This is a genomic window from Microbacterium aurantiacum (genome assembly GCF_021654035.1).
Classification (GTDB): domain Bacteria; phylum Actinomycetota; class Actinomycetes; order Actinomycetales; family Microbacteriaceae; genus Microbacterium; species Microbacterium aurantiacum.
The window spans coordinates 487,512-509,571 of the sequence record NZ_JAJPDW010000001.1 but is presented as its reverse complement, the minus strand read 5'-3'; the positions used below and the strand labels follow the sequence as shown (position 1 = coordinate 509,571).

The 22,060-nt window shown below is 71.4% G+C and carries 17 protein-coding genes; 16 read left to right on the top strand and 1 reads right to left on the bottom strand.

Features of this window, described 5'->3' with window-relative positions; genetic code table 11:
- Positions 1-82: 82 nt before the first annotated feature.
- Positions 83-1,132 carry an LLM class flavin-dependent oxidoreductase gene (locus LTL01_RS02450; RefSeq protein WP_236967717.1) on the top strand — a complete coding sequence of 350 codons (1,050 nt, stop codon included), beginning with the start codon at positions 83-85 and terminating at the stop codon, positions 1,130-1,132.
- A 36-nt stretch (positions 1,133-1,168) separates the two neighbouring features.
- Here the strand turns inward: LTL01_RS02450 and pheA are convergent, their stop codons facing one another.
- On the bottom strand, positions 1,169-2,143 hold the full coding sequence (pheA, locus tag LTL01_RS02445) for a prephenate dehydratase (protein ID WP_236967268.1): 975 nt from the start codon (positions 2,141-2,143) through the stop codon (positions 1,169-1,171).
- A gap of 54 nt (positions 2,144-2,197) precedes the next feature.
- Here pheA and pgm point away from each other — a divergent pair, with 54 nt between their 5' ends.
- From pgm to LTL01_RS02370, 15 genes are all read left to right on the top strand, one after another.
- Positions 2,198-3,838: a phosphoglucomutase (alpha-D-glucose-1,6-bisphosphate-dependent) gene (pgm, locus tag LTL01_RS02440; protein ID WP_236967267.1), complete on the top strand. Its 1,641-nt coding sequence runs from the start codon at positions 2,198-2,200 to the stop codon at positions 3,836-3,838.
- A 179-nt stretch (positions 3,839-4,017) separates the two neighbouring features.
- Positions 4,018-5,010 carry an NADP-dependent oxidoreductase gene (locus LTL01_RS02435; RefSeq protein ID WP_236967266.1) on the top strand — a complete coding sequence of 331 codons (993 nt, stop codon included), beginning with the start codon at positions 4,018-4,020 and terminating at the stop codon, positions 5,008-5,010.
- 64 nt (positions 5,011-5,074) lie between these two features.
- The gene (locus LTL01_RS02430; protein WP_236967265.1) at positions 5,075-5,992 is read left to right on the top strand and encodes a DUF6807 domain-containing protein; all 918 of its coding nucleotides are present in this window, start codon (positions 5,075-5,077) and stop codon (positions 5,990-5,992) included.
- Complete coding sequence (locus LTL01_RS02425) at positions 5,989-6,726, top strand: cupin domain-containing protein (RefSeq protein ID WP_236967264.1); 738 nt, start codon at positions 5,989-5,991, stop codon at positions 6,724-6,726. The genes LTL01_RS02430 and LTL01_RS02425 overlap by 4 nt, the downstream gene beginning before the upstream one ends.
- Before the next feature lie 163 nt (positions 6,727-6,889).
- A complete protein-coding gene (locus LTL01_RS02420; protein ID WP_236967263.1) occupies positions 6,890-7,900 on the top strand; it encodes a LacI family DNA-binding transcriptional regulator in 1,011 nt (336 codons plus the stop codon).
- A 33-nt stretch (positions 7,901-7,933) separates the two neighbouring features.
- Positions 7,934-9,712: an ABC transporter ATP-binding protein gene (locus LTL01_RS02415; protein WP_236967262.1), complete on the top strand. Its 1,779-nt coding sequence runs from the start codon at positions 7,934-7,936 to the stop codon at positions 9,710-9,712.
- Between the two features lie 34 nt (positions 9,713-9,746).
- Positions 9,747-10,832 carry a Gfo/Idh/MocA family protein gene (locus tag LTL01_RS02410; protein WP_236967261.1) on the top strand — a complete coding sequence of 362 codons (1,086 nt, stop codon included), beginning with the start codon at positions 9,747-9,749 and terminating at the stop codon, positions 10,830-10,832.
- Complete coding sequence (locus LTL01_RS02405) at positions 10,825-11,811, top strand: family 43 glycosylhydrolase (protein ID WP_236967260.1); 987 nt, start codon at positions 10,825-10,827, stop codon at positions 11,809-11,811. Before LTL01_RS02410 ends, LTL01_RS02405 begins: the two co-directional genes overlap by 8 nt.
- A 168-nt stretch (positions 11,812-11,979) precedes the next feature.
- Positions 11,980-13,278: an ABC transporter substrate-binding protein gene (locus LTL01_RS02400; protein WP_236967259.1), complete on the top strand. Its 1,299-nt coding sequence runs from the start codon at positions 11,980-11,982 to the stop codon at positions 13,276-13,278.
- A gap of 73 nt (positions 13,279-13,351) precedes the next feature.
- Positions 13,352-14,347, top strand: coding sequence for a carbohydrate ABC transporter permease (locus LTL01_RS02395; protein WP_236967258.1), 996 nt, complete (start codon positions 13,352-13,354; stop codon positions 14,345-14,347).
- Entirely contained in the window at positions 14,344-15,279 is a 936-nt protein-coding gene (locus tag LTL01_RS02390) for a carbohydrate ABC transporter permease (RefSeq protein WP_236967257.1), read from the top strand. Before LTL01_RS02395 ends, LTL01_RS02390 begins: the two co-directional genes overlap by 4 nt.
- Positions 15,280-15,281: 2 nt before the next feature.
- On the top strand, positions 15,282-15,950 hold the full coding sequence (locus LTL01_RS02385) for a hypothetical protein (RefSeq protein WP_236967256.1): 669 nt from the start codon (positions 15,282-15,284) through the stop codon (positions 15,948-15,950).
- A gap of 59 nt (positions 15,951-16,009) precedes the next feature.
- Positions 16,010-18,097, top strand: coding sequence for a beta-galactosidase (locus LTL01_RS02380; RefSeq protein ID WP_236967255.1), 2,088 nt, complete (start codon positions 16,010-16,012; stop codon positions 18,095-18,097).
- Between the two features lie 62 nt (positions 18,098-18,159).
- Complete coding sequence (arfA, locus tag LTL01_RS02375) at positions 18,160-19,674, top strand: arabinosylfuranosidase ArfA (RefSeq protein ID WP_236967254.1); 1,515 nt, start codon at positions 18,160-18,162, stop codon at positions 19,672-19,674.
- Complete coding sequence (locus LTL01_RS02370) at positions 19,671-21,977, top strand: beta-galactosidase (RefSeq protein ID WP_236967253.1); 2,307 nt, start codon at positions 19,671-19,673, stop codon at positions 21,975-21,977. Before arfA ends, LTL01_RS02370 begins: the two co-directional genes overlap by 4 nt.
- Positions 21,978-22,060: the final 83 nt, after the last annotated feature.

Here is a 22,060-nt window from a genome sequence, read left to right as displayed (position 1 = left end):
CCGACACGACGTCGCGACGGGGAATGCGGCGCCGGGACGACCGGTTGGCATCGGGGTGAGCGAGTCGAACACACAGCAGCGGATGCCGGCCCTGTCGGTCCTGGACCTCGTGCCGGTGCGCACGGGACAGACGAGTGCGGAGGCGGTGGCGTCCTCCCTGACGCTCGCCGCCCGCGCGGACGAGCTCGGGATGCGGCGCTACTGGTTCGCCGAGCACCACAACATGCCGGCCGTCGCCTCGACGACGCCGCCCGTGCTGATCGCCGCCGCGGCGGCCCGAACGAGCCGCATCCGCGTCGGCTCGGGCGGCGTGATGCTGCCCAACCATGCGCCGCTGGTCGTCGCCGAGCAGTTCGCCGCCCTCGAGGCGCTCGCGCCCGGCCGGGTCGACCTCGGCCTCGGCCGCGCCCCCGGCAGCGACCCGGTGATCACCCAGCTGCTCCGCCAGTCGGGCACCACGAGCGACGTCGACCGGTTCCCCGACCACGTGCGCGACATCCGCTCGCTCGTCTCCCGGGACGGCGCGAGCCTCCGCTTCACCAGCGGCGGCACGTACGAGGTCACCGCGACGCCGGCGGCATCCTCGGTCCCCGAGGTCTGGCTCCTCGGCTCGAGCGACTACTCGGCGCAGCTGGCCGCGACGCTCGGCCTCCCCTATGTCTTCGCCAACCACTTCTCCGGCGAGGGGCTCGAGCGCGCTCTCGACCTCTACCGCACCGGTTTCGTCCCGAACGAGGAGAACCCCGCCCCGCGGACCTTCCTCACCGCCAACGCCGTGGTGGCCGACACCGTGGAGGAGGCGGACGCTCGCGCCCTCCCGCAGGCCCGCATGATGGCACGCCTCCGCACCGGCCGCCCCCTCACGGCCCTGGAGAGCGTCGAAGAGGCCGCCGGGGCGGAGAAGACCGACCGCCTCGCCGCGCCGATGTGGGACGCGCTCCGCGCGAAGTGGTTCGTCGGCACCGCCGCGGACGTCACGGCCGACCTCGCCGCGTTCGCCGAGCGCTGGGGTGTGGACGAGGTCATGATCTCGCCGGTGGCGGGTTCCGACCGCGAGGAGCCGATGGACCGCCCCGACGCGCGTCTGCGGACCCTGGAGCTGCTCGCGCAGCCCGAACCCGTCGCCGCCTGACCCACCACGCAACGGTCTCCGCACGGGCCCCGCGGGTCAGCGGACGCCGGGCTCGCCGGTGATGAGGCCGCGGAGCCAGTCGCGCGCCTCGACGAAGATGTCGTCCGAGTAGCGCTCCGGATAGCGGACCACCGCACGATCGGCGCGGGGATACGACCCGAGGAAGATCACCCGCGGGCTGAAGCGGCGGAGCCCGAGGAGGGCATCCGCCATCCGTTCGTCCTGGATGTGTCCGTCGGCATCGATGACGAAGCGGTAGCGGCCGAGTGCGTCGCCGATCGGGCGCGACGCGAGGAGGGAGAGGTTGATCCCCCGGGTGGCGAACTGCTCGAGCATCTCCAGCAGCGCCCCGGGGTGGTCGTCGGGCAGCTCGACGATGAGCGAGGTCTTGTCGGCACCGGTCGGCGGCTGCGGAGCGATCGTCCGGGCCACGAGGACGAACCGCGTCACGGCGTTCGGGTTGTCGCCGATGTCCTCGGCGAGGAGCTCGAGATCGTGGTGCTCCAGGATGCCGGGCGGCGAGATCGCGGCATCCGCTCCGCTCGTGCCGTCGAGGAGCTCGAGGGCGCTGGCGACGTTGCTCGCCGCCGGAAGGTGCGCGTGGGCGGGGAGGGCGCGTCCGAGCCAGCGCAGGCACTGGGCGTACGCGACCGGGTGCGCGGCGACGAGCGAGACGTCCTCGAGCGTCGCGCCGGGCCGACCGACCAGGACGAACCGCACGGGGACGAGGTACTCCCCCACGATCCGGACGCCCGGCATCGTCGCCAGCGCATCCTGCGCCGTCGAGACCCCGCCGTCGACGGAGTTCTCGATCGCGATCATGGCGGCATCCGACCGGCCTTCGACGACGTCCTCGAGGGCCTCGGCGACGTTGCGGACCGACTTCCAGACGCCACCGCGCGCTTCGGGGACCTGCGCCAGCGCGGCCTCGGTGAATGTGCCCGCGGGTCCGAGGTAGCTGTACGTACGGCGGGCCGGCGGTGCCGGCGGCTGTGGGGGCGCGGAAGTCACGCGTGTCAGCCTAGATGCGTGCGGCGACCCCGCGCAGCAGGCAGACTGGGGAGTATGAGTCGCGCAGGACAGCCCGCCGAACCGTCCGACCTCATCGACATCGATGAGCTGATCAACGCCTACTACGACATCGCCCCCGATCCCGCCGTGCCCTCCCAGCGCGTGGCGTTCGGCACCAGCGGACACCGCGGGTCGTCGCTCTCGGCGAGCTTCAACGAGGCGCACATCCTCGCCACGACGCAGGCGATCGCCGACTACCGCCAGCGCCAGGGCATCGCCGGCCCACTCTTCCTCGGACGCGACACGCACGGACTGTCGCTGCCCGCCGAGCGCAGCGCCATCGAGGTGCTCGTCGCGAACGGCGTCGACGTGCGTGTCGACTCCCGCGACGCGTGGGTGCCCACCCCGGCGCTCAGCCACGCGATCCTGACGTGGAACAAGGGTCGGGATGCCGACGATCCCGACCGCGCGGACGGCATCGTCGTGACCCCGAGCCACAACCCGCCCCGCGACGGCGGCTTCAAGTACAACCCCCCGCACGGCGGTCCCGCCGACACGGACGCGACCGGGTGGATCGCCGACCGCGCGAACGCGATCATCGAGGGCGGCCTCGAGGAGGTCCGGCGCACCCCGTTCGCCGACATCGACGCCGACGCGCTCGGCTCCTACGACTTCCGCGACGTGTACGTGCGCGATCTCGCCGACATCATCGACCTCGACGCCATCCGCCGCGCGGGCGTCCGCATCGGCGCCGACCCGCTGGGCGGGGCATCCGTGGACTACTGGGCGCTCATCGCCGAGGTGCACGACCTCGACCTCACCGTCGTGAACCCCGACGTCGACCCGACGTGGCGCTTCATGACGCTCGACTGGGACGAGAAGATCCGCATGGATCCCTCCTCCCCCTCCGCGATGGCGTCGCTCGTCGCCAAGCGCCACGACTACGACATCCTCACCGGGAACGACGCCGACGCCGACCGCCACGGCATCGTCACCCCCGACGCGGGGCTGATGAACCCGAACCACTACCTCGCCGTCGCCATCGACTACCTGTACGGACACCGCCCGGACTGGCCGAAGGATGCCGCGATCGGGAAGACGCTGGTCTCGTCGATGATCATCGACCGCGTCGCCGCCTCGCTCGGGCGGGACCTGCTGGAGGTTCCGGTCGGGTTCAAGTGGTTCGTGCCGGGCCTCCTCGACGGATCCGTCGCCTTCGGCGGGGAGGAGTCGGCGGGCGCGTCGTTCCTGCGCTTCGACGGCACCGTGTGGACGACCGACAAGGACGGCATCCTGCTGTGCCTGCTGGCCGCCGAGATCCTCGCCGTGACCGGCAAGACCCCCTCCCAGCGCTACGCGGAGCTCGAGGCCGAGTTCGGCGCGTCGGCCTACCAGCGCGTGGACGCCCCGGCGACCCCGGAGCAGAAGGCGACGCTGTCGAAACTGTCGGGCGACGCGGTGTCGGCGACGACGCTCGCCGGCGAGCCGATCACGGCGAAGCTCTCGCACGCCCCCGGCAACGGCGCGGCGATCGGGGGCCTCAAGGTACAGACGGAGTCGGCGTGGTTCGCTGCGCGCCCCTCGGGCACCGAAGACGTCTACAAGCTCTACGCCGAGAGCCTGCGCGGACCCGAGCACCTCGCTGAGGTGCAGGCCGAGGCCCGCGCGGTCGTCTCCGCCGCCCTCGGCGGCTGACCTCGATTCTTCGCCCGTTCATGTGACAGGTGTGGCCCCCTCACGCGCGGTGAGGGGGCCACACCTGTCACATGAGCGCGCGAGAAAGTCGCGAGCGGGGTGCATCCGATTGGGGTATTGGCGCCGAATACCTCTGTGACGGCGACGATGCCGCCCCGTTCGAGCCGAGGAGGCCTTCGATGAAAAGGATGCCGGCGGAAGCCACGCGCTATCGGTACGAGGAGCACGGCGGTGCGGACGTGCTGAAGGAGGACCGGCATCCGCTCGACGGGCCGGGCTCGGGAGAGGTCGTCGTCGAGGTCGTCTCGGCGGGGATCAGCCACATCGACAGCTTCATCCGCGAGGGGCACGAGCACGTCTTCCACGACGACCCGTGGCCGCGCTTCTCGGGGAGCGACTTCGCCGGGATCGTGCGCGCCGTCGGCAGCCATGTGAGCGGATTCCGGCCCGGCGACGAGGTCATCGGGCACGTCCGCTCCGGGGCGCACGCGACGTTCGTCACGGTGTCGGCTGGTGCGATCGTGGCCAAGCCCCGCACGATGTCGTGGGAGATCGCCGGGGGTCTGTACCTCGCCGGCGCGACGGCGCTGGAGATGCTCGACGACCTGAGGATCGGGGCATCCGACGTCGTCGTGGTCTCGGCTGCCGCGGGAGGGGTGGGGAGCCTCGAGGTGCAGCTCGCCAAGCGCCGCGGCGCGCGTGTGATCGGCACCTGCGGCGAGCGCAACTTCGACTACCTGCGCCAGCTCGGGATCATCCCGGTGCGGTACGGCGACGGCCTCACCGACCGGATCCGGCACGTTTCCCGCGGACAGGTCACCGCCTACATCGACAACTTCGGCAAGGACGGCCGCGACGTCGCCGCCGACCTCGGCGTGCCTGCCGAGCGGTACCGCTCGAGCGCCGATCGCCGCGACGTCGAGCTGCGCCTGCTGCAGGATGACCCGGTCTCGGTCGCGCACGGCACGGACCTGCTGCGTCGCGTGGCGACCCTTTACGCCGAGGGCGCCTTCCGCCTCCTCGTATCAGGGCTGTACCCGCTGAGCGACATCGCCGAGGCCTACCGCGACCTGTCGCAGCTGCACGCGCGGGGCAAGATCGTGCTCGCGACGAACCCGGTCTCGCCCTACCGCGTGACGAAGGCGCGCGACCTGCACGAGTCGATGGCCTGACGCGGATTCGACGACCCGGGGCGGAAGGCAAGCGCTTTCCGCCCATCTGGGCGAGAATGGCGGCATGGCCGACTTCACCCTGGACCTCACGGATGCCGCCGCCTCGGTCGCGGCATCCGGAATCGAGATCGCCCACTACGTCTTCGACCCCGTGCCCGAGGCCGAGGGCGGCGAAAAGCCGTATCTCCATCCCGTGCGGACGCTCGACGGCGCCGTCGTCTCGGCCTACCGCCCGTGGGATCACCGGTGGCACAAGGGCCTGCAGGTGACCTGGACTCATGTGTCCGGCGAGAACTTCTGGGGCGGACCGACCTACGTCGACGGGCTCGGCTACGTCGCCCGGGACAATGTCGGGACCATCCGCCACGATGCCTTCACGGCGACCGAGGATGCCGGGGAGGAGGTGTCGTTCACCGAGAGTCTGACCTGGATCACGCGCGCGGGCGACGCATGGATCGCGGAGGAGCGGCGGCACCGCTTCCATGGCCTCGATCGCGCCCGAGGACTGTGGTCACTGGACGTCACCACGACGCTGCGCAACATCAGTAGCCGCCCGCTCGAACTCGGCAGCCCCACGACGCAGGGGCGCCCGAACGCCGGCTACACCGGGGTCGCGCTGCGGCTCGCGCGCGCGTGGACCGGGGGACGCGTCCTCAGCTCGGCCGCGCCCGAGGCGGATGCGGCCGACCCCGCCGCGGTGATGGGATCGACGGCGGAGTGGATCGCGCTCTCCGGCGAGCACGACGAGGTCGACGGGGGCGGCACCGTGCTCGCGTTCGCGGGGAGCTCGACCGCCGATCCCGCGATCCGGTGGTTCGTGCGGAGCGAGCCGTTCCCGATCCTCGCGCCCTCCCCCGCGTTCGCGGAGGCGATCACTCTCGACCCGGATGCCGAGCTCGCGCTCGCGCACCGCTGGGTGATCGGCGACCGCGTCTGGACGCCGGACGAGACCCGCGTCATCGCGGCGGAGTTCGCCCTGTGACCACCCCGCTCTTCCCGGGCAGCGTGGCCGCGAGCCGGCTCCGCGTCTACGACTGGCCTGATGCGGACGGAGTGCCGGGCGGCTCACCGCACCTGCACACGGCGTCGAGTGAGGGGTACGTCGTCCTCAGCGGTTCCGGCGAGGTGCACACGCTCACCCCCGACGGCCTCGCCGTGACCCCGCTCACGGACGGGGTGACGGCGTGGTTCTCCCCGGGCACCGTGCACCGCCTCGTGAACCACGATCGACTCGAACTCCTTGTGGTCATGCAGAACGCGGGCCTCCCCGAGGCGGGCGACGCCGTGCTCACCTTCCCCTCCGACATCCTGGACGACGCCGCCGCTTATCGCGCCGCGGCGGCCCTGCCGGACACCGGCGACGAGAAGACCCTCGCCACCGCCGCCCGCGCCCGCCGCGACCTCGCCCTCGCCGGCTACGCGGAGCTCCTCGCCGCCGTCGAGCGCGACGGCCCGGCCATGGCGCTCGCGGCGCTCCACGCGCGCGCCGCGCGGCTCGTCCACCCGAGGGTCGCGGCGTGGTCCGCCCTGTGGGAGGCCACGGTCGCCCGCGAGACGGAGCGCACGCGCGCACAGCTCGACGCGCTCGCGACGGCGGATGCCGGCATCCTGAGCGATGCGCGTGTCGCCCGCGCCGACGCGGAACCGGGCGAGCGCTTCGGGATGTGCGGACGCCTGCGCGTCTGGCCCCGCGCGGAGGCCCTTCCGGCGCGTTGAGGTGGCAGCCGTGGCCGCCTCGGCGGGCACGAGGGGGCGACGAGCGCCACACGAACGCGTCCGCGCGGCGGTTTGGCCGCGGCGCACGGCTGGGCTAGCCTCGGCCCCGAAACGTTTTTCCTCCCGCGGCGATGCGCGAGGGACCGAGATCGAGGCGGCCGTGATGAAGCGCGTAGGCATCCGTGACGTCGCCGCCCGCGCCGGCGTGTCGATCAGCACGGTCAGCAACGCGCTGAACCACCCCGAGCAGGTGAGCGCCGCCCTCGGCGCCCGCATCCGCACCATCGCCGACGACCTCGGCTACGTTCCGCTGCACGCCGCACGCCAGCTCCGCGCCGGTCGCAGCGGCCTGCTCGGCATGACGGTGATCAACATCGCCAACCCCTTCTTCGCCGAGCTTGTCGCCGGAGCGGAGGATGCCGCGGCGGCGGCCGGGCTGAGCATCCTCGTCGGCAACGCCAGCGACGACGCCGCCCGCGAGAGCCACCACCTCGAGCTCTTCGACCGGGTGCAGGTCGAGGGCGCCCTGGTGAGTCCGTTCGGCGACCCGTCACCAGGGATCGCGCGCCTGCGCGCCCGCGGCGTCCCGGTCGTGATGGTCGACGCCGTCGACGACGCCGGCATCCTCCCGTCCGTCTCGTTCGACGACGTCGCCGGAGGACGCCTCGCCGCCGAGCATCTCCTCGCGTGCGGCCGCCGCCGCCTCGCCTTCGTCGGGGCCCGCGAGGAGGTGCGGCAGGAGCGCGAGCGCCTCGCGGGCACCCGCGCCGCCGTGGCGCAGGTGGCCGGCGCCACCGTGGAACCGATCTGGACCCGCCGCACCACCTCCGAGACCGGGATCGCGTTCGGCGCCGCGATCGCCGCGCGGGATGCCGCATCCCGGCCCGACGGCATCGTCACCTCGAACGATCACCTCGCCATCGGACTCGTCCACGGCCTCCTGTCGCACGGCGTCCGCGTTCCCGAGGACATCGCCGTCGTCGGCTACGACGACATCGAGTTCGCCGCCATCGCGACCGTCCCCCTCACCAGCATCCGTCAGCCGGCGCGGGAGATGGGTCGGCGTGCGGCCGAGCTCCTCATAGCCGCGATCGCGGGCGAGGCGCCGCCCCCCGACCCCGCGGTCGTCTACGCGCCGGAGCTCATCGCACGCGCCTCCACCGGGTCGGGGTGACACCGGACCCGCCTCTCGGCGTAGCATGGCCGCATGACCCAGAAAGCGCTTACCGACGCGGTTCGCGTCGTCGACGGCCAGCGGCCGGCGCGGTCGGTGCTGCGTCTGCTCGCGCGTCGACCCGCGCGCATGACGGGCGCGATCCTGGCGTTCACGATGAAGGAGATCCCGCTGTGGTTCCTCCCGGTGGTCACCGCCGAGATCATCGACATCGTCGCCACCGGGGGCGATGTGCGGACCGTGCTCGGCTGGTTCGCGATCGCCGGCGTCCTGCTGCTGCAGAACTATCCGATGCACATCGTCTACACACGGAACTTCATGACCGTCGTCCGCGACACCGGCGCCGACCTCCGCAACTCCCTTGCGGCGCGCCTGCAGAGCCTGTCGATCGGGTACCACACGCGCGTCAGCTCGTCGATCGTGCAGACCAAGGTCGTGCGCGACGTGGAGAACGTCGAGCTCATGCTGCAGCAGGTGACGCACCCCCTGCTGTCGTCGATCATGGTGCTCTGCGGAGCTCTGGCGATGACCGCGATCGCGGTGCCGGAGTTCCTCCCCGTCTACGCCCTCGCTGTTCCGATCGCCCTCGGCCTGCGGTGGGTGCTGGGGCGCCGGTCTCGCGTGCGCAACGAGGTCTTCCGGCGCGAGGTCGAGGGCTTCGCCGCGCGCGTCGGCGAGATGGCCTCGCTCATCCCGGTCACCCGCGCCCACGGCCTCGAGCGCACCGCGGTCTCGCGCGTGGCGACGGGAGCGGACGGGGTCCGTCGGGCGGGCCTGCACCTCGACATGCTCAACGGGCACGTCGCGTCACTGTCGTGGGTGAGCATGCAGCTGCTCGGACTCGGATGCCTCGTCCTCGCCGCCGTCTTCTCGCTCTCCGGCATCCTTCCGATCACCCCCGGCGAAGTCGTCCTGCTCTCGACCTACTTCACGCTGCTGACACAGGGGCTGACGGCGCTGCTCATGCTCATCCCGGTCGGCGCCCGGGGCCTGGAGTCCATGCGCTCCATCGCCGAGGTGCTGCAGGAGCCTGACCTCGAGCAGAACGAGGGCAAGCGCGCCGTCCCCGAGGTCTCGGGCCGCCTCGACCTCGAGCGGGTGAGTCACCGCTACCCCGACGCGGATCGGGATGCCGTCCACGACGTGTCGCTGTCGATCGCCGCGGGCGAGACCGTCGCCTTCGTCGGGTCGTCCGGGTCGGGCAAGTCCACGATGCTCAACCTCGTGCTCGGCTTCGTCCGCCCCACATCCGGGCGCATCCTCCTCGACGGCGCGGACATGCAGGAGCTGGATCTGCGCACCGCCCGGCGTCACGTCTCGGTCGTCCCGCAGGAGTCGGTTCTCTTCGAGGGCACGATCCGCGAGAACATCGCGTACGGCCGCGACGACGTCGAAGACGACCGCATCCGCGCCGCGCTCGTCGACGCGAACGCCGCGGAGTTCGTCGACCGGCTTCCGGACGGCTGGAACACCGTCGTCGGCGAGCGCGGCGCGCGCCTGTCCGGAGGTCAGCGCCAGCGCCTCGCGATCGCTCGTGCCCTCGTCCGCGACCTCCGGATCCTCTTGCTCGACGAAGCCACCAGCGCCCTCGACCCCGAATCGGAGGAGCTGGTCAAGAGCGCTCTGACGAGACTCATGCGCGGTCGAACGACCCTCGTGGTCGCCCACCGGCTCTCCACGATCCGCCAAGCCGACCGCATCATCGTGCTGGAGCACGGCGAGATCGTCGAGGAGGGCGCCCACGACGACCTCCTCGCGCGCGCCGGACGATACTCGCACCTGCACGCGACCCAGGCGGGGATCACCCCGTGATCCACCCCGACACCTCTCCCGAAAGGACCGCCGCATGACCGAACCGCTGCGCTGCGCCATCGTCGGCACGGGCGCGATCGCCCACGCCCACCGCCACGCCATCGACGTCGACCCCGGTGCGACCCTCGTCGCCGTGACCGACCTCTCGCGGCCCTCCGCGGAGGCCTTCGCGGCCGGTCGCGAGGGCGTCGTCGTGTACGACGACCTCGACACGCTGCTGCAGGATGCGGCGCCCGACGTCGTCCACGTGTGCACGCCGCCGGTGGCCCACGCAGCGCAGGCGATCGCCGCCCTCTCCTCGGGGGCGCACGTGATCGTCGAGAAGCCCCCGGCACCCAGCCTCGACGAGCTCGACGCGATGCGCGCGGCTGCGGCCGCCGTGGACCGACGGCTGGCGGTCGTCTTCCAGCAGCGCACCGGCACCGCCGCCGCGCACGTGAAGGGGCTCCTCGACTCCGGCGCGCTGGGTCGCCCGCTGGTCGCCCTGTGCCAGACACTGTGGTTCCGCGATGCCGACTACTTCGCCGTGCCGTGGCGCGGGAAGTGGGAGACCGAGGGCGGCGGACCCACGCTCGGGCACGGCATCCATCAGCTGGATCTCCTCGCGTTCCTCCTCGGCGACTGGGCGGAGGTGGAGGCGCGCCTGTGGCGCCTGGACCGCGAGACCGCGACGGAGGACGTGTCGACCGCCACGATCCGGTTCGCGCAGGGGACCGTGGCGCAGATGATCACGAGCGCGGTGTCGCCGCGCGAGATCAGCACGATCCGCATCGACACCCAGCGCGCCACGATCACGGTGGACCATCTCTACGGCCACGGGCACGACAACTGGAAGATCACCCCGGCGCCCGGATTCGAGGACGAGGCCGCCGCATGGGCGCTCCCCGACGTCGAGGAACCCAGCGGGCACGATCCCCTCATGCGCGATGTCTTCGCGGCCCTCCGGACCGGAGCGCCGCTGCCGCCCACCGCCGACGCACCCGCGCGCTCGTTCGAGCTGGTGGCCGCCGTCTACGCCTCGGCCGCCGACGACGGACGCCCGGTCACCCCGGACGATCTCGCCACCCATCCCACGCACCGCCGCGGCTTCGCGAGCCCGGTGCGCGACCTGCGTGGCTGAGGCGGCACCGGCGCCGGACGCCGATGCCCCCGCGCCGGGCGAGATCTACCGCGATCCGGTCTACGACGGGGCGACCGACCCGACGGTGGTGCGCGCGGACGACGGCACGTGGTGGATGTTCTACACCCAGCGCCGGGCGAGCCATCCCGCCCCCGGACCCGGCGTCGCGTGGGTGCATGGGAGCCGTATCGGCGTCGCGCACTCCGACGACGGCCTCCGCTGGGACTACGCCGGCACGCTGGAGCCGACGCCCACCGGGCTCGCCCTCGACCCCGACGGTCCGCCGGTCACCGTCGCCGAGACCCACTGGGCGCCGGAGGTGATCCACGACGACCGGCGCTGGTGGATGTTCCTCACCGAGATCGACGGCATCCCGGACGCATGGCCGGGCCATGCGCGGCACATCGTCGCGTACGTCTCCGACGATCTTGCGACGTGGGAGCGTCGGGGCCCGCTCGCCCTCGACAGCGATCGGGTCATCGACGCCGCCGTCGCCCGCTGCCCGGACGGGCTGTGGCGGCTCTGGCACAAGGACGAGGCCGCGGACTCGATGACGAAGGTCGCCGCATCCGCCGATCTGGAATCGTGGCGGAGCGAGGGGACCGCGATCGCCGGTCGACCCCACGAGGGCCCCTACGCCTTCGCGCTCGCCGGCCGATGGTTCCTCCTCACCGACGAGTGGCGCGGTATGGCGGTGTACAGCTCCGACGACGCGATCACCTGGACGCGACAGGGCGGGGCGGATGCCGTGATCCTCGGCGAGCACGGCCCTGCGGACCTCGGCGTGCAGGTGGGGCGCCACGGGATGGTGGTCGTCGATACCGAGACCGACACCGCCCGGCTCTACTACTTCACGCACCCCTGGTGGGACGGCGCCGAGATCGCGGATGCCGCGCCGGACGCGGCACGACGGAGCGCCGTCCACACGGCGACGCTGAGCGTGGGCACGGACGGCGTTCTCACCTGCCGGCGTTCGTGAATCGTTACAAGATTTGCGAGAAGACCCTTGCGAAACGTTTTTGCGCGGGGTAGCGTAACGGGCAAGCGCTTTCCAGCACCCTGAAGCACCGGAGACGCTCACACCGCACCATCGGACACGGACGTCGCGAGCGCGAGAATCGGACGCAGACGTCAAGAGAGGACAAGGATGTTCAGCAAGAAGCGGGCCATCACCGGGATCGCCGTCGCGACCGGTGCCGCCCTGGCCCTGGCCGGCTGCGCCGGCGGCAGCGAGCCGGCAGGAACCCTCGACCCCGACGAGGAGGTGACGCTCGACCTCGCCTTCTGGGGCAACGACGTGCGCGCCGAGATGTACAACGAGGCGATCGCCGCGTTCGAGGAGGAGTACCCGAATATCACGGTGAACTCCTCGTTCCTCGACTTCCCCGCGTTCTGGGAGCGTCGCCAGACCGAGGCCGCCGGCGGCAACCTGCCCGACGTCATGCAGTTCGACTACTCCTACCTCCGGCAGTACTCCGAGAACGGGCTGCTGCTCGATCTCGACCCCTACCTCGGCGACGTCATCGAGACCGACCCGATCCCGCAGAACATCCTCGACATCGGCGTGGTCGGCGGCACCACCTACGGCATCGCCACGTCGACGAACGCCTGGGGCATGTACACCAACCCGACCCTCCTCGCCGAGGTCGGCGTCGACGAGTTCGCCGGCGGCACGTGGGACGACTACGCCGCGTGGATGGGCGAGGTCACCGAGGCCAGCGGCGGCGAGGTGTGGGGCGGATCGGACTACGCCGGTCGCATCCAGAACTTCGAGATCCAGCTGCGCGCCGAAGGCAGCGCCCTGTTCACCGAAGACGGCGAGCCCGGCTTCGACGAGGCCCGCCTGGCGGAGTTCTGGGAGGACGGCCAGGAGGTCATCGCCTCGGGAGCTGTCATCTCGGCCCAGCGCCTCGAAGAGATCTTCCCGACGTCCGGCTTCGGTGCGGCCCTGACCGCCAGCGAGCTGACGTGGGACAACTTCGGCGCCGGCTACCTCGGCGAGCTGGGCGAGGGATACCCGGAGCTCGGTCTCGTCGCCCCGCCCATCACCGTCGAGGGAGCGCAGGACCTGTACCTCAAGCCCTCGATGCTCCACTCGATCGCCGCCAACACCGATCACCCGGAAGCCGCCGCGACCCTCGTGAACTTCCTGGTGAACTCGCCGCAGTCGGGTGAGATCTTCGGCACGAACCGCGGCCTCCCGGCATCCGAGACCGCGCTGGAAGCAGCCGACCTCGACCCGCTGAGCGAGCAGATCCGCGACTACGAAGCCTCGATCCAGGACCGCCTGGGCGACGCGCCGCCGGTGCCGATCGTCGGCTACGGCACGCTCGAGGAGGAGTTCCGGGTCCTCGGCCAGGAGCTCGGCTTCGGCACGATCTCCGTGGAGGACGCGGTCGACCGCTTCTTCACCGAGATGGACGTCGTCCTCAGCAACAACTCGTGAGCGACGGGGAGGCCCGGGCGGATCGCTCGGGCCTCCCCTCGCCCCATCCTCCACCTCGAGACCAGGAGTAACCGTGAGTACGACAACGACGAGGGTCATCGTCACCGGGAAGACCTCCAAGCGGTCGCTGAGCGCTCGCAACCGCCCCGAGGCGCCCGCGGCCCGACCGGGCCAGCGCACCCGCCAGCGCAAGGAGACCCTCGCTGGCTACGGGTTCCTCATCCCCTGGCTCATCGGCTTCTTCGGCCTCACGATCATCCCGATGGTGTACTCGCTCTACCTGTCCTTCACGCGGTACAACATCTTCCAGCCGCCGGAATGGGTGGGCATCGACAACTACGTCCGCCTCTTCACCGACGACCCGCAGTTCATCCAGTCGGCGCAGATCACCCTCATCTACGTGCTCGTCGGCACCCCGATCATGCTCGCCGCGGCCCTCATCGTGGCCATGCTCCTGAACTACCGCGACCGCGGAGCGGCGTTCTTCCGCTCGGCGTTCTACGCCCCCTCCCTCATCGGCGCCTCGGTCTCGGTCGCCATCGTGTGGCGGGCGATGTTCGCCGGCGAGGGTCCGGTCGACAACTTCCTCAGCTTCTTCGGCATCAACCTCGGGTCGTGGATCGGCAACCCCGCCCTCGTCCTCCCCGCGATGATCATCCTGGCGGTCTGGCAGTTCGGCGCGACGATGGTCATCTTCCTCGCCGGCCTCAAGCAGATCCCGAAGGAGCTCTACGAGGCCGCGGAGATGGACGGCGCGGGTCCGTGGCACCGCTTCCGCGCGGTGACCCTGCCGATGCTCTCGCCCGTGATCTTCTTCAACCTGCTGCTCGGTCTGATCGGGGCCTTCCAGGTCTTCGCGTCGGCGTACATCATCTCCAACGGCACGGGTGGCCCGGCGGGCATGACGAACTTCATCACCCTCTACCTCTACAAGCGCGGCTTCTCCGACGGCCAGTACGGCTACGCTGCCGCGATCGCGTGGGCACTGATGATCGTCGTCGCGATCATCGCCCTCATCTTGTTCCGCACCCAGAAGAACTGGGTCCACTACTCGGGAGACAACCGATGAGCTCCGCATCCTTCGGCGAACCCGCCGTCCAGGTCCTCGAGCAGCAGGACCTCGAGAACGACACCGCGACGCCGTCTCCCACCCGTCGCCGCGTCAAGCGCAAGACATGGCAGACCGTGGTGTGGTTCATCGTGCTCGCGGTGATCACCGCGGTCGTCCTCTACCCGCTCGTCTGGCTGCTCTTCGCGACGTTCAAGCCGAACTCCGAATTCGGACAGAACCCCGGCATTCTGCCGGACAGCCCCACGGTGCAGAACTACCTCACCGTGATGGAGGGGATCGCCGGCATCCCGATGTGGCGCTTCTTCGCCAACTCGCTCATCCTCGCGGTTCTCGCGGTCATCGGCACCGTGATGTCGTCGGCGCTCGCGGCGTACGCGTTCGCCCGCATCCAGTTCAAGGGCCTCGGGATCCTCTTCGCCGCGATGATCGGCACGCTCCTGCTGCCGTTCCACGTCGTGATCATCCCGCAGTACCTGCTCTTCAACTCGCTCGACATGATCGACACCTTCTGGCCGCTCGTGCTGCCGAAGTTCCTCGCCACCGAGGCGTTCTTCGTCTTCCTCCTGGTGCAGTTCATGCGGCAGATGCCGCGCGACATGGATGAAGCGGCCCGCATCGACGGCGCGGGCCACATCCGGATCTTCTGGGCGATCATCGTGCCGCTCATCCGCCCGGCCCTCATCACGTGCGCGATCTTCGCGTTCATCTGGAGCTGGAACGACTTCCTCGGACCGCTGCTGTACCTGACGAGCCCCGACAACTATCCGCTGCCGATCGCGCTCCGCCTGTGGAACGACCAGACCTCGACGAGCGACTACGGCGCGACCGTGACCGCGAGCTTCATCGCCCTCGTCCCGGTGCTGCTGTTCTTCATCGTCTTCCAGCGCTTCCTCGTCGACGGCGTCGCGACCCAGGGCCTGAAGGGCTGATCGTGGCCCGCCCCCGGATGTCGGTCCGCGCCGAGGAGCGCGCGGCGAAGCGCGAGGCGCTCTCCGGTGCCGGCCCCACGCCCGAAGGGCACGAGATCGCACGGAACCCCGGCGCCGGGGCGCGGTTCGCCCTCTTCGGCGAGGTGCTGATCGTCGGGCTCCTCATCACCGTGGTCTCGCTGCCGCTCGTGACGCTGCCCGCGGCGCTGGCGGCAGGCATCCGTCATCTCCGGCGGTTCGCCGCCGCGGAGGAGTCGCACGTGCGGACGTTCTTCCGCGACCTTCACCGTGCCCTCCCCGGCGGGCTCGTCGTCGGGCTGATCGCGGTGGTGGCGACCCTCGTGCTGCTGCTCGACATCGACCTCGCCCGGAGCGGGTTCCTTCCCGGCGGACCCGTGATCGAGGCCGTCGGCTGGGCAGGTCTGGCCGCGACGGCCCTCGTCGTCCTGACGTCCGCGACGCTGTGGACGCCCGAGACCGGCTGGCGCGCGGCGATCCGCGCGACCCCCCACGCCCTGGCCGCCGATCCCGCCGGGGCCGCCTACCTGCTCGCGACCGTCGTCTTCGCGGTCGTCGTCACGTGGGTGCTCCTCCCGTTGGTCATCGCCGCCCTCGGGTGCACCGCGCTGGCGGCCATGGCCGTTCCCGTCCGCCCGCGCAGACGCGCCTGACGCGTCGCGCGCCCGCTCCACCCCTTCGCTTCCTTCTTCCCACGACAGGAGTCCCCGACGTGTTCTACGGCGCCGACTACAACCCGGACCAGTGGCCCGAGGAGGTGTGGGCCGAAGACGTCCGTCTCATGCAGGAGGCGGGGGTCAACATCGTCAGCCTCGGCATCTTCGCGTGGTCGCGCATCCAACCCGCCGAGGACGTGTGGGACTTTGATTGGCTCGACACCGTCATCGACACCCTGCACGCCGGCGACATCCGGGTGAACCTCGCCACTGCCACCGCCTCGCCGCCGCCGTGGGTGAGTGCGACCTACCCCGAGACGCTTCCGGCCGATCAGAGCGGCGCGTCTTACTGGCCCGGGAGCCGTCAGCACTTCGCCCCGTCCTCCCCCGTCTACCGCCGTCTGGCGGGGGAGCTCGTTCGCCGCCTCGCGGAGCGCTACGTCCACCACCCCGCGGTGGTGATGTGGCACGTCGGCAACGAGTTCGGATGCCACCTGCCGATGGACTTCTCGGATGCCGCCCGCGACGCCTACCGCGTCTGGCTGCGCGAGAAGTACACGAGCATCGCCGCGCTCAACGAGGCGTGGGGCACGAGCTTCTGGTCGCAGCGCTACGGATCGTTCGACGAGATCTTCCCCCCGCGCCTCGCGCCCTACAGCCACAACCCGTCGTCGATGCTCGACTGGCGACGGTTCACCAGCGACATGCTGCTGGAGTGCTACCTCGCCGAGCGCCGCATCCTGCAGGAGGCCGGGGCCACGCAGCCGATCACGACGAACTTCATGGGCCCGTTCAAGCCCGCGGACTACCGCCGGTGGGCACCGCACATGGACGTCATCGCCGACGACTGCTACCCGGACCCGGCGAACCCTCACCGTGTGCGCGACGCCGCGTTCCAACGCGACCTGGTCCGCTCCCTCAAGCCCGACGTGCCGTGGCTGCTGTGGGAGCAGGCGACGGATGCCGTCAACTGGCGCCCCGCCAACCCCGGGAAGTCCCCCGGCATGCTCATGGTCGAGACCGCGCAGTCGGTCGGGCGCGGAGCCGACGGGATCATGTTCTTCCAGTGGCGGCAGTCCCGCGCGGGGAGCGAGAAGTTCCACTCGGCGATGCTCCCCCACGCCGGAACCGACACCCGCACCTGGGACGCCGTCACGGAGCTCGGCGCGCGCCTCGCCGCCCTCCCGACCCTCCCCGCCCCGGCGCCGGGCACCGATGCGCGCGTGGGCCTGGTCTTCGACTGGGAGAACTGGTGGGCGGTCGAAGAACGCGACCACCCGGTGCTGCTGGACTACCTCGCGATCTGCCTCGACTGGTACGGGGCGCTCCACGCGCGCGGCATCCAGGTCGACATCATCGCGCCCGAGGAGGCGGCCGGCGAGCGCGTCGACCTCGTCCTCGCCCCGGCGCTCTACCTCCTCCGCGACGAGGGCGCCGCGGCTCTGGTGCGCTTCGTCGAGAACGGTGGAACGCTCCTCGGCGGTCCCTTCACCGACATCGTCGACGCCCACGACCAATTCCTCCCCGGCGGGTTCCTCACCCGGCTCGGCGACGTGTTCGGCATCCGCTTCGAGGACTTCGGCGCTCTCCCCTCTCGCGGCGTCGGTGGCATGGGCGTCGGTGCCCTCACGACGATCGCGCCGGATACGGCGACGGATGCCGCCCGCGTCGGCGTCCGCTACGGCGGCGTCGTCTTCGACGGGGGTCTCGTCGCCGAGCACATCCACGCGCGCGGCGCCGACGTGCTCGCGCGCTTCGCCGACGGGCTCGCCGAGGGTGGCCCCGCCCTCACCCGGCACCGGCACGGCGCGGGTGAGGCCTGGTACGTCGCGACCCACCCGGACGCTGCGGGCATCGACGCCATCGTCGCCGCGGTCGTGGCGGGAGCCGGTATCCGTCCGGTCGTGGAGAATCTCCCCCCCGGGGTGGAGGCCGCCCGCCGCGGCGACCTCGTGACCGTCATCAACCACACCGACGCCCCCGTGTCGGTCGACATCGAAGGCACCGACGCCGAAACCGGCGCGGCCGTCGATCACCTGGAGCTGGACCCGCAGCAGGTGGCCTTCATTCGTGTCGCGGTCACCCGCCCTGAGACGGAGCAGGCGATCGCACCTGCGGAAGGGCTCGCGGTACCCGTAGCCTGAGGGTGGCGGATAACGCGATTTCCGCAACATAATCCCCCCGCACACCGCAGAGAGGCAGTGACATGACCGACGCCACCGCACGCCTGGACCCCTACCTGGAGATCGCCCCGATCGATCGCCGCATCTTCGGCGGGTTCGTCGAGCATCTCGGACGCCACATCTACGACGGCATCTTCGAGCCCGGCCACCCCACCGCCGACGAGAACGGGTTCCGCCAGGACGTCATCGACCTCGTCCGCGAGCTCGGCGTCAGCACCATCCGCTACCCCGGCGGGAACTTCGTCTCGGGGTACCGCTGGGAAGACGGCATCGGTCCGGTCGACGAACGACCGCGGCGTCTGGACCTCGCCTGGCACGCCACCGAGACCAACCGGATCGGACTGCACGAGTTCCAGCAGTGGCTCGACGCGGTCGGCAGCGACCTGATGCTCGCGGTGAACCTCGGCACGCGCGGCACCGCCGAGGCCCTCGACCTCCTCGAGTATGCGAACACCATCGTCCCGACCGCGTGGACCGAGCGTCGCGCGGCCAACGGCCACCCCGAGCCGTTCGCGGTGAAGATGTGGTGCCTCGGCAACGAGATGGACGGACCCTGGCAGCTCGGGCACCGGAACGCAGAGGATTACGGCAAGCTCGCCTCGCGGACCGCCAAGGCGATGCGCCAGCTCGATCCGTCGATCGAACTCGTCGCGTGCGGGTCGTCCGGGCGGACGATGCCGACCTTCGGCTCGTGGGAGCGCGAGGTGCTGCAGCACACCTTCGACGACGTCGACTTCATCTCGTGCCACGCCTACTACCAGGAGCGCGACGGCGACGCACAGGAGTTCCTGACCTCCGGCGAGGACATGGCCCGCTTCATCGCCTCGGTCGTCGCGACCGCCGACCACGTCGCCGCCGAGCGCGGCAGCGACAAGCGCATCATGATCTCATTCGACGAGTGGAACGTCTGGTACCTCGACCGCTGGGAGGCCCAGCAGAAGCAGTACGGTCCCGACGAATGGCCGATCGCTCCGCGCCAGCTCGAGGATTCCTACAGCGCTCTGGATGCCGTCGTGTTCGGCGACCTCATGATCACCCTCCTCCAGCACGCCGACCGCGTGCGCTCGGCATCCCTCGCGCAGCTGGTCAACGTGATCGCGCCGATCATGACCGAGCCGGGCGGCCCGACTTGGCGGCAGACGACCTTCTTCCCGTTCTCGCTCACGTCGCGCCTGGCGCAGGGACGCGCGGTGCGCGTGCCGGTCACCGCCGGTACCGTGCCGAGCGCCCGATTCGGCGACGTCGCGGCGGTCAACGCCGTCGCGACGATCGACAACGACGGCGCGACGCTGTTCCTCGTGAACCGCTCCGTGAGCGACGCCGCGACTGTGCGGGTGGATCTGTCCCCGCTCGGCGCGGCCGGTCTCGCCGTCGTCGAGGCGCACCTCCTCCACGAGGACGACCTGGCCGCGGCCAACACGCTCGAGGACACCGATCGCGTCGGCATCCGGCGGGCGGACGCCCGGGTGACGGATGCCGAACTCACCGTCGCGCTGCCGCCGGTGTCGTGGGCGGCGATCCGGCTGGGCTCGGCGTGAACGCCGCCGCACGGGCGCGGGTGCGCCGCGACACCGCGCCCGTGCGGCGCCCCGCGATGGGGAACGACATCGACATCCGGCCGGGACTCGAGGTCACGAGTGCCGCCCTCCTCCGCGACGGTCGACCGTGGCTCCCCGTGTCGGGCGAGCTGCACTACACACGGGTGCCCCGGGCACGCTGGACCGAACGGATCCGCCTCATGCGGGCGGGCGGCATCGACGTCGTGTCGACCTACGTCCCGTGGATCCACCATCAGCCCGAGCCGGGACCGGCCGACTTCCATGGCGAGCTCGACATCGCGGCGTTCGTCGACACCGTCCGCGCCGAGGGCCTCGAGCTCGTCCTGCGGATCGGCCCCTGGGCGCACGGCGAGCTCCGCAACGGCGGGTTCCCCGACTGGGTCCAGGCCCTCCCCGTCCGGCACCGCACCGACGACCCCGCCTATCTCGCGGTGGTGCGGGAGTGGTTCGGCGCGCTGGGGGCGGCGCTCGACGGACGCGCGCACCCCGAGAACGTCCTCGGCATCCAGCTCGACAACGAGCTCTACGATCAACCCGATCATCTCGTCACGCTCAAGCACCTGGCCCGGGATGCCGGGCTCTCGGCGCCCCTGTGGACGGCGACCGCATGGGGGTCGGCGCAGCTACCGGAGGGTGAGGTCGTGCCGCTGTGGGGCGGGTACGGAGACGGCTTCTGGGTGGACCCCGACCAGCCGTGGGACGACACCTTCCGCGCGCATTTCTTCTTCTCCGACCGCTGGGACGATCCCGGGATCGGCGCGGACCTGCGCGCCGCCGAGGTCGCCGCCGCCTCCTCGGCATCCGAGCTGTTCCCCCGTGCCACGTGCGAGGTCGGCGGCGGCATGGCGACCGCCTACCACCGCCGCCCGCGCCCGGCGGCGCCCGACATCGCCGCCGTCGCGCACGCGAAGCTCGGCAGCGGATCGGCCTGGCAGGGGCTGTACATGTACGCCGGCGGCGCCAATCCGGTCCTCGGGACGGCAGAGAGCCAGGCGACCGGGTACCCCAACGACCTGCCGGATCTGAGCTACGACTTCCACGCCCCGATCGGCGAGGCCGGTCGCGTCGCGCCGTCGCACGCGGCGCTGCGCCTCCAGCACGCCGTGATCGAGGCGTTCGGCTCCGACCTCGCGACGATGCCGACGACGTTCCCGGACGTCGCACCCGCGGGCGTGCGCGACCGCACGACGCCTCGATGGGCGATCCGCAGCGACGGGACTCGCGGGTTCCTCTTCGTCGGGTGGCAGCAGCCGTACGAGCCCCTCGACGACCTCCCCGGCATCCGTTTCCGCGTCGAGACCGACAAGCGGACGTGGGAGGTACCCGACCGTGCGGTGACCATTCCGGCCGGCACCCTCGCGTGCTGGCCGCTCGGGCTGGCGCTCGGCGGGGTGGAGGTCGCGTGGGCGTCCGCGTCGCTCGTCACCGTCCTCGACGGCGTGGCCGAAGAAGACGCGGGTACGCGCGCCGTGCCCACGCTCGTGCTCCGCGAGGACGCGGGGATCGAGGTTCGGGCCGAGATCGACGGCACCGTCCGGACCCTGCGTCCGGGCCTCGACCCGGTGCGCGTGGCCGGCACCGAGGGGGCGCTCGACATCCTGGTCGTGCCCGCGCGCCTCGCCGCCGATCTGTGGGTGGTCGACGCCGCGACGGGACGACGACGCCTTCTTCTCTCGCGCGACGAACTGACCTGGGATCCTGCCGGCACCGTGTCGGTGCGGACCGAGGCGCCGACGCCTGACGTCCTCGAGTACCTGCCCGAGGGCCGTCGCTGGCGCCGCCGGACGTGGGAGACCCCGGTGAGCGGATGCACGGCGACGGTGATCTCGGAGCAGATCCGCGCGGGGATGACGCCGGATGCCGGGGGCTACGGCGCCCGCGACGGGCGGCACACCGCCCCCGACCGCACGGTCATCGATGCCCACGCCGCGGTGCATCGCCTGCACCTCCCCGCCGCCGTCGGACGAGACGCGACCCTGCGGATCGACTGGGCGGGAGACGTCGCCCAGCTCCGCGCCGACGGGCGCATCGTCGCGGACCGGTTCTGGGACGCCTCGCCGTTCGTCGTCGACCTCGACGACCTCCGCATCAGTCCCGACACCGACCTGCAGCTGTGGCTCCTGCCGCTGCGGACGGATGCCGGCATCCACCTCCCCGCCGCTGCGGCGCAGCGACTCGCGAGCGCGGCGGATGACGGAGGGTCCGCGCTGTGCGCGCTGGACGAAGCCCGCGTCGCCACTCCCGGGCGCGGGGTCGAAATGGACGCCGCCGGAGGGCGCTGACACTCCCGCCCACCGGGAAAGCGCTTGCGGATCGCGGATCCGCCGTGGCACACTGGAATAAGTTGGAAAGCGTTTACCGCTCC

Coding starts and splice junctions, on each gene's coding strand:
- LTL01_RS02450 (WP_236967717.1), top strand. CDS start 83: ATGCCGGCCCTGTCGGTCCTGGACCTCGTGCCGGTGCGCACGGGACAG.
- pgm (WP_236967267.1), top strand. CDS start 2,198: ATGAGTCGCGCAGGACAGCCCGCCGAACCGTCCGACCTCATCGACATC.
- LTL01_RS02435 (WP_236967266.1), top strand. CDS start 4,018: ATGAAAAGGATGCCGGCGGAAGCCACGCGCTATCGGTACGAGGAGCAC.
- LTL01_RS02430 (WP_236967265.1), top strand. CDS start 5,075: ATGGCCGACTTCACCCTGGACCTCACGGATGCCGCCGCCTCGGTCGCG.
- LTL01_RS02420 (WP_236967263.1), top strand. CDS start 6,890: ATGAAGCGCGTAGGCATCCGTGACGTCGCCGCCCGCGCCGGCGTGTCG.
- LTL01_RS02415 (WP_236967262.1), top strand. CDS start 7,934: ATGACCCAGAAAGCGCTTACCGACGCGGTTCGCGTCGTCGACGGCCAG.
- LTL01_RS02410 (WP_236967261.1), top strand. CDS start 9,747: ATGACCGAACCGCTGCGCTGCGCCATCGTCGGCACGGGCGCGATCGCC.
- LTL01_RS02400 (WP_236967259.1), top strand. CDS start 11,980: ATGTTCAGCAAGAAGCGGGCCATCACCGGGATCGCCGTCGCGACCGGT.
- LTL01_RS02390 (WP_236967257.1), top strand. CDS start 14,344: ATGAGCTCCGCATCCTTCGGCGAACCCGCCGTCCAGGTCCTCGAGCAG.
- arfA (WP_236967254.1), top strand. CDS start 18,160: ATGACCGACGCCACCGCACGCCTGGACCCCTACCTGGAGATCGCCCCG.